This window comes from Nitrosospira sp. Nsp14 (genome assembly GCF_900113575.1).
Classification (GTDB): Bacteria; Pseudomonadota; Gammaproteobacteria; order Burkholderiales; family Nitrosomonadaceae; genus Nitrosospira.
On sequence record NZ_FOPV01000001.1, the window covers coordinates 322,274 to 329,868 of the forward strand.

At 52.8% G+C, this 7,595-nt stretch carries 7 protein-coding genes and 1 rRNA gene; 1 reads left to right on the forward strand and 7 read right to left on the reverse strand.

What is annotated here, in order from left to right:
- The first annotated feature begins 105 nt into the window (after positions 1–105).
- Positions 106–218: ribosomal RNA gene (rrf, locus tag BM022_RS01395) — 5S ribosomal RNA — on the forward strand.
- A gap of 183 nt (positions 219–401) precedes the next feature.
- On the opposite strand, the gene BM022_RS01400 is transcribed toward rrf, so the two are convergent.
- From BM022_RS01400 to BM022_RS01430, 7 genes are all read right to left on the reverse strand, one after another.
- Positions 402–1,511 carry a sulfate/molybdate ABC transporter ATP-binding protein gene (locus BM022_RS01400; RefSeq protein ID WP_091136137.1) on the reverse strand — a complete coding sequence of 370 codons (1,110 nt, stop codon included), beginning with the start codon at positions 1,509–1,511 and terminating at the stop codon, positions 402–404.
- Positions 1,501–2,379: a sulfate ABC transporter permease subunit CysW gene (gene cysW, locus BM022_RS01405; RefSeq protein ID WP_091136045.1), complete on the reverse strand. Its 879-nt coding sequence runs from the start codon at positions 2,377–2,379 to the stop codon at positions 1,501–1,503. Before cysW ends, BM022_RS01400 begins: the two co-directional genes overlap by 11 nt.
- A gap of 10 nt (positions 2,380–2,389) precedes the next feature.
- Positions 2,390–3,223 (reverse strand): sulfate ABC transporter permease subunit CysT, encoded by an 834-nt coding sequence (gene cysT / locus BM022_RS01410; protein ID WP_091136048.1) that lies wholly within the window; start codon positions 3,221–3,223, stop codon positions 2,390–2,392.
- Positions 3,220–4,080, reverse strand: a complete 861-nt coding sequence (locus BM022_RS01415; protein ID WP_091136052.1) for an EAL domain-containing protein — start codon at positions 4,078–4,080, stop codon at positions 3,220–3,222. Before BM022_RS01415 ends, cysT begins: the two co-directional genes overlap by 4 nt.
- Positions 4,001–4,477: a DUF2325 domain-containing protein gene (locus tag BM022_RS01420; RefSeq protein WP_091136054.1), complete on the reverse strand. Its 477-nt coding sequence runs from the start codon at positions 4,475–4,477 to the stop codon at positions 4,001–4,003. Before BM022_RS01420 ends, BM022_RS01415 begins: the two co-directional genes overlap by 80 nt.
- Before the next feature lie 42 nt (positions 4,478–4,519).
- Positions 4,520–5,515 (reverse strand): sulfate ABC transporter substrate-binding protein, encoded by a 996-nt coding sequence (locus tag BM022_RS01425; protein WP_091136056.1) that lies wholly within the window; start codon positions 5,513–5,515, stop codon positions 4,520–4,522.
- Between the two features lie 71 nt (positions 5,516–5,586).
- Entirely contained in the window at positions 5,587–7,266 is a 1,680-nt protein-coding gene (locus BM022_RS01430) for an alginate export family protein (protein WP_091136058.1), read from the reverse strand.
- Positions 7,267–7,595: the final 329 nt, after the last annotated feature.

The window sequence follows — 7,595 nt, forward strand, 5'->3', positions numbered from 1 at the left end:
GTGTTTGCCGATATAATCAACCCAATTTACTTCTTCCAGATCGTTGCTTGCGATTCGAGAATCAGACCATGGTCGCTTTTCGGTCGTGGCGCGATAAAAGTTACGCTTGGCGGTCATAGCGCTTTGGACCCACCCCTTCCCATCCCGAACAGGGCCGTGAAACGAAGTCGCGCCGATGATAGTATGCATTCGTATGCGAAAGTAGGTCACTGCCAGGCACCCCATAAGAAAAAGCCCCGCTCGTTAGAGTCGGGGCTTTTTTATTGGAGTCGAATGAGCCATCCTTTCACGTACCTCACCTATCGGTTGGCTCAAGCGTATGAGCCCGGCCGGCGGCGACTCGGCAAGCTATCCTGATGACGAGACGAATTCTCGCTCACCAAGCGAAGCGCCGAGGAACCCTAGTGGATCTGGCGTGGAAAAAGATCGAAGCGTGAGGGTTTAATTAAAACCTCGTCGCCCCGCGCCAAATTCAATTCCCTGAACCGTTCCTTGCTGATTTCAACCTCTATCAGCTCCTGGTGTTCTTTATCCTTATCGCCGTTACGTATCAGTTCAAGGCGCACAACGGGGCCGATTGCGAGCACATGACTTACCTGCGCGACGAGGCTCGTACCGCTATCCCCGTCTCCGTTCAACCCGCTAACGGCGGGAATACGCTCGATTTCGATATCATGAGGCCTTACGTACGCCACTGCCGGCAGTTCCTCGGCTTCGGGATGCTCGGGCGCATCGATCTCTATTCCTCCAACCCAGGCGCGGCCGCGGTGAAGCCGGCCATGGAACAGATTGACCTTGCCTAAAAACTCGTAGACAAAAGGACTTGCCGGGCGTTCATACACTTCGTCTGGCGTTCCGATCTGTTCGATACGCCCTTCATTCATGACAACCACCCTGTCCGCAACCTCCAACGCTTCTTCCTGATCATGGGTGACGAACACGCTGGTGATGTGCATGTCATCATGTAGTCGTCGCAACCATGCCCGCAGCTCCTTGCGTACCCTTGCGTCCAGCGCGCCGAAGGGCTCATCCAGAAGTAAAACATTCGGCTCCACTGCCAGGGCCCGAGCCAGCGCGATGCGTTGACGTTGCCCCCCCGAAAGCTGATGCGGGTAGCGGTCAGCAAGCCAGTCCAGCTGCACCAGTTTCAGCAATTCATGCACGCGCCGACGAATTTCTTCATCGGAGGGACGGAATTTCTTCGGACGTACACGCAATCCGAAAGCAACGTTTTCCAGTATGCTCATATTTCTGAATAACGCATAGTGCTGAAATACGAAACCCACCTGCCGCTCGCGCACATGCTGGTTAGTTGCATCCTCGCCGTGAAACAGCACCTGTCCGGTATCCGCCGTTTCCAGTCCGGCGATAACGCGGAGTAAAGTGGTTTTTCCGGACCCCGACGGCCCTAGCAGTGCAAGCAATTCCCCTGGACGGACTTCAAGGCTGACGTCGCGAAGCGCCGAGAAACTGCCAAAGCGTTTGGAAAGATTGCGTACTTCAATGCTCACCGACATTCTCCTCTTGTTGCTTGGCGCGCGTTTCCACCAGCATCTTCAACCCCAGCGTCACCAGCGCAAGCAAGGCCAGTAGTGAGGCTACTGCAAATGCTGCCGCGAAGTTGTACTCGTTATATAAAATCTCCACATGCAACGGCAACGTGTTTGTACTGCCGCGAATATGTCCAGATACGACGGATACCGCTCCGAATTCACCCATCGCTCGTGCATTGCAGAGAATGGTGCCATACAGTACACCCCATTTTACATTTGGTAGCGTGACGCGGAAAAAAGTCTGCCAGCCGCTTGCACCCAGAATTACCGCCGCCTCCTCCTCCTCGGTTCCCTGCGCTTGCATCAGTGGAATCAACTCACGAGCGATAAACGGAACGGTTACAAAAATGGTCGCAAGCACAATTCCGGGCACAGCAAAAATGATCTTGATGTCATTCTCTGCAAGCCAGGGTCCAAGCCAGCCCTGCAAGCCGAACATGAGCACATAGATCAACCCGGCTACCACTGGAGATACCGAAAAAGGTAGATCTATCAGGGTGGTAAGAACGCTCTTTCCCCGAAATTCAAACTTGGCAATCGCCCAGGCCGCCGCGAGGCCGAATATCACATTAAGGGGTACAGCAATTGCAGCGGCGGTAAGCGTCAGTTTGATGGCAGATACCGCTTCTGGCTCAGTTGCTGCCGCGACATAGACGTCCAGACCCTTCTTCAATGCCTCATAAAATACTGAAATTAAGGGGACAAAGAGAAAAAGAGTCAGAAATGCAAGCGCGATTGAGATCAAGCTCCTCCGTATCCACGCGGATTCGGTTGTGGCTCGCGCGTTACGGTTGCGGCCGGGCGAGGAAATCGCGATGGCGCTCATTGCAATGTCCTCATGCTAAAGCGCTCCGATGCCGGGTCCACCATTGCAGTAAATTAATGACCAGAAGCATAATGAACGAAATCACCAGCATCACAACCGCGAGCGCGGTTGCTCCTGCGTAATCATATTGCTCAAGCTTCGTGATGATAAGAAGGGGCGTGATCTCCGAAACCATCGGCATGTTGCCCGCGATAAAAATAACTGATCCATACTCCCCAATGGCACGCGCGAACGCAAGTGCGAAACCTGTCATCAACGCGGGCATCACGGTCGGAAAGATTACTCGCGAGAAGGTCTGAAAGCGGGTGGCGCCGAGCGTCGCCGCCGCTTCCTCCAGCTCTGCTTCGATGTCCTCGAGGACCGGCTGGACTGTCCGCACCACGAAGGGGAGGCCGATGAAGGTCAAGGCCACAAAGATACCAATAGGCGTGAATGCAATCTTGATACCAAGCGGCTCAAAGAACTGCCCGATCCAGCCATTGCCAGCGTAGAGCGCCGTCAGCGCAATTCCGGCCACAGCCGTTGGCAACGCAAACGGAAGATCAACCAGTGCATCCACCAGCTTTTTGCCGGGGAAACGGTAACGTACCAATACCCAAGCGACCAATAGCCCAAACACCGCATTGACGAGCGCCGCTGCGAAAGATGCGCCAAATGTCAACCGGTAGGAAGCCAACACCCTCGGGGTGGTTACTATGCTCCAGAATTCCGGCCAACTGAGAGCTGATGCGCGGATAAACGTGGCGGAAAGAGGAATCAGTACGATCAGGCTGAGATAAAGCAGCGTAAATCCCAGTGCCAGGTTAAATCCTGGCAGGACACTGTGTTGTTTGAATTTGTTCAATCAGGGCTTCCCCTAAACGATCTCTGACGATAATTTTCCGACGGCGCCGGGTAATGATTACCCGCAGGTACTGGTACCGAAGGCTCAACCGCGCGCACCGGCACACCCAAGGCTCGGCCCTGCAATAAATCCGCCCCTTCCTGGAGGGCCGCCGCCTTATGCTGTGATGTTTCGATCTCGCACACCAGCACTGATGCGCCAAACTGGTGTATCGAATCGACGAGCGTCCGCGCACCGAACCGGCCCATTAGCGCCGAAGCCTCCAGCCTGACAATATCGGGATACAGACTCCCCAATTCGGCCATCCAGTTCTCACCTGTACCGCTGTGATTAGCTGCGATGCGGTAGCCGTGCGAGCGATAGTTACCGATCACATGCCCGAGCAGTTTCCAGTTGCGATTTACTTCCGCAGGGATCTCAATGACCACGCGAGACGTAGATATGCCAATGAGATCAAGCACTTTTGCGAACGCGTGACCATGATCATCCTTGACACTCTCAAGCAGACGGGGCTGGACGTTGACAAAGAGATTGCCCGGTCCGGAACCGGCGTGGAAATAATTGAGCGCATGCACTGTGCGGCACAGGCGATCCAGCTTAACCAGCATTGAGTCCTCCGTCCCCAGCGAAAAAATTTCCCAAGGCGAAACGAAGTTTTTACTGTCAGGATCGCATTGAATGTAGGCGCCATGTCCAATAACCTGTAGTGCATTCGCGGCAACGATCGGTTGAAACACGCTTGCCAGCCGATTATTAGCGAAATGCCCAACTATCCAGTTATCTTCCAGACGCTGCAGCAGGTAATCGGTGGTTGCCTGAACCTGGAACAAGTTGTCCCGCGCATTTGTCGCTTTCATATCTATGCTCTTTCCCCTGTTCAGCCGTGAATGTAGTTTCAGTTGCCCGAAAAGCCCAATGTCCAATGAAATCTTTTAGATGACTGATTATGTCGCAGCAGCGACAGGGGGTGGGGCTGAGCGCCAAGCTTTCCAGTTTACCGCGCAATTCATGGGTCGAGTTGCGGCAAAAGACTAATGGGATGCCACTTTTGTTAGCCTGCTGTTTAAGCGCATTCGAGACACTATGGCTGACATAATCGTACAGTATCACCACGAGCCTTGCATTCCCCGGAATTGTGCGTTTGGTAAACCTGGACCCGCGTCCATCCCAGTGCTCCACGCGAGTCAAGCCGTGGGCGATAAGTTCTCGTTTGAGTGTTTCTATATAGTCACCGCCTACGAGCAATGCAGTCATCGTACCTCCGGATTATCGGGTTTGGTGTTATATCCAAGCCTGCTACTTCTGATAAATCTGGTCAAAGGTCCCGCCGTCGGCAAAATGAATTTTGTGAGCTTTTTTCCAACCGCCAAATGCGTCGTCGATCTTGAACAGCTTGATAACCGGGAACTGTTTTGCATACTTCTCGGCAATAGCGGAATTGCTGGGACGGTAGAAATTTTTTGCCGCTATTTCCTGCCCTTCATCCGAATACAGATACTGGAGATACGCTTCGGCAACCGCTCGTGTGCCCTTCTTATCAACCACCTTGTCTACCACTGCAACCGGAGGTTCCGCAAGAATGCTGAGTGACGGCACGACAATTTCGAATTTCCCGGGGCCCAGTTCCTTGATCGCCAGAAAAGCCTCGTTTTCCCAGGAGATGAACACATCCCCGACACCGCGCTCTACAAAGGTCGTGGTCGAGCCGCGCGCGCCGGAATCGAGTACAGGAACGTTTTTATAGATGTCCGCGACAAATTCCTTTGCTTTGGCGTCGCCAAAATGCCGCTTGCCGAATTCCCAGGCCGCGAGGTAGTTCCATTGTGCTCCTCCGGAAGTCTTCGGATTCGGCGTGATCACCGCGACCCCGGGGCGGGCTAGATCGTTCCAGTCCTTAATTCCTTTTGGGTTCCCCTTTCGCACCAGGAAAACAATCGTCGAGGTATACGGGGTGCTATTCTGCGGCAATCGTTTCTGCCAATCTTCCGGCAGCAGTTTTGCTTTCTCGGCGATCGCGTTAATATCGTTTGCCAGTGCAAGCGTCACAACATCGCCCTCCAGGCCATCAATGATCGATCGGGCCTGCTTGCCCGACCCGCCGTGGGATTGCTTGATTGAGACCTTCTCCCCGGTTTTGGACTCCCAGTACTTCGCGAAAGCGGCGTTGAATTCCTGGTAAAGCTCCCGGGTCGGATCATAGGAGACGTTTAGCAGGTTTTTCTCCGCAAACGCACTGACGGAAAAAAAACTCGCTGCCAGCAGAGCCGTCGAAAGGAATGTTTTCAATTTCATTTTATTTGTCCTTTAATAAATAAGTCTTCAACTACTTTTAGTAACCGATTGAGAAACAGGAAACGCTTCATTTAGAACGCGCTGATTACGACCTCCGCGTAGAAAAAATCTGAACTTCCCGGACTCCGACCAAGTGCGGCCACCTGACGGTTACGGGTGAAGTTGCCGCTGACAAAATGCGAGTAGCCAATCGTGGTATCGATGCGTTCAGTAAGCTTGTAGCGTGCGCGTATGTCAAAGTTGTGGCCAATAAAATCACCACTTCTGCCGGTTGCGTCACGATTGAATCCGGGGTTAGGGCGTGCGCTGGTATTGCCATCGAGAAGGTTATTAAAGCGGTCTGTGCTGCTTGCAAGCCAATACCAGCTGTAGCCGCCATCTATACGCAGGTCCTTGGCTGGTTGAAGCTCCAGCTTTATCTTTGGCGCCTTGACATTCTCGAATACGATGTAGTCGTCCGCCGACCAGGGCCGCGCAAAACCAAAGAAGCGTTCAAAGCGGTTGTTTACGTTGTCATTCGGATTCCGGTCTCCGGTTGCGTAGCCATAAAACGCGCTGATCCGTGGTTTCCACTCGTGCTTGAAGGTATATCCGGCTTCAAGGGTATAGCCATGGGCATCATGCCGATCCGCGCCATTTCTTCCAAATTGGTAGATCAGGTTGAAGTCATAGTCAAGGTTCGTGCTGCCTATCTTCCCGTAGCCGCGCAAGCCAGGCGAGTGAATTTCACGGTCTATCTGGCCTGGAACTTTACTGCCATCCTGCATCAGCCCCATGTAATACGGCTGGAGTGTAATGATGTCCGACCATTTCCGCCAATGGGTGATGGCACCGTAAAACCATTGGTTTTCCACGCGCTGGTCAAAATCGGTCAACAGGCGTTTGACGGGTTGGTATGCCCACAGATCTACTTCCCAGTCATTGGCCTCCTGGCCGAGATTCAGGCGGAACCCCTCAAACGTATTGGTAGTATTGCGCCACTCGTTGCGGCCGATGAAACGCCGGTCAAGCGCTTCATAGGCCATCCGGCCCGCTCGGAATCGTAACGGTCGTTGCTGCTTCCTGTCGTCTTCCCCTAGCGCGCCTTTGAAATAAAGTTCGCCATAGGCTTGGATCAATTCGTAGTAATTGAAGTCGCGATCGTCATGGGGAAACTTACCGTTATAACGCCGCGAGTCCTGAAACTCGACCGCGCCCCTTAATGGATCAAGAATCTCCTTAATGCCCAGATAAGCCCGCGAACGGAGCAGGAACGGCTGATCGAGGGTGAGATCAGTCCGCCTTATGTCGTTACTGCGGAATTCGTAACGTGTCCGGTGATCCAGTCCTACATCCAGCCACGTGATGTCCTTGAAAGCCTCGATACCGGTTTTGCTCAGATTACGCACATATCTCGGTGGATCAGATTCCGGTTGGGTACTATAGCTGCTTGCAGGTCTGTAGTAGCTTGTAGATTTTTTGCTGGCTTCCGGTTTTGCCGCAGATTTGTCTGATGGGACAGGATTCGCCGCTGACGGGATAGCCCACTTATCACTGCTATCCAATGATGGGATTGTCCATTTGTATTTACGGTCTGAAGCATTTAAAGACGATTTATCAAGATCCGTTACTCCATTCCGAACATTCTTTTGTTCTACCCCCTGGCTAAGCAGCAGGTTCTTCGACAGCCTGGTGGTTTCCTCCGCCTGGCTAGTGCTGGTGAATAATAAGCCGATCGCGGGTGCAAGCGCGATTCGCCAAAAATGTTTCATTGTTTTCTCCAAATAAACTCGGTGGCCGGATCAGGCGCGGCGTTGTTGTTTCGACCGCATCCAGTCATGGGATCTGCACCTCGTTATTACTAGTTGTTGCTGTTTGCTAAGCCAATATGAACTTGGGGAGAACGTTATCAGCCCATCCTTATGACGGCAACTAATAAGTATTGATTTGTTTATCGCTTTTTCTGATATAGAACGCCGACTATCGATAAGGCAGGTCCCCTTGGATGTGGTGGTCAAATCATTTCAGACACCGTGATAGGTGGTATTGCTACCATTTTCCGTTCATAGACGACGGGCGACAGGTAGCCCAGTTTCGAGTG

Excerpts from the sequence above, each read along its gene's own strand:
- BM022_RS01420 (WP_091136054.1), bottom strand. The coding sequence starts at position 4,477 with ATGACTGCATTGCTCGTAGGCGGTGACTATATAGAAACACTCAAACGA.
- BM022_RS01425 (WP_091136056.1), bottom strand. The coding sequence starts at position 5,515 with ATGAAATTGAAAACATTCCTTTCGACGGCTCTGCTGGCAGCGAGTTTT.
- cysW (WP_091136045.1), bottom strand. The coding sequence starts at position 2,379 with ATGAGCGCCATCGCGATTTCCTCGCCCGGCCGCAACCGTAACGCGCGA.
- BM022_RS01430 (WP_091136058.1), bottom strand. The coding sequence starts at position 7,266 with ATGAAACATTTTTGGCGAATCGCGCTTGCACCCGCGATCGGCTTATTA.
- BM022_RS01415 (WP_091136052.1), bottom strand. The coding sequence starts at position 4,080 with ATGAAAGCGACAAATGCGCGGGACAACTTGTTCCAGGTTCAGGCAACC.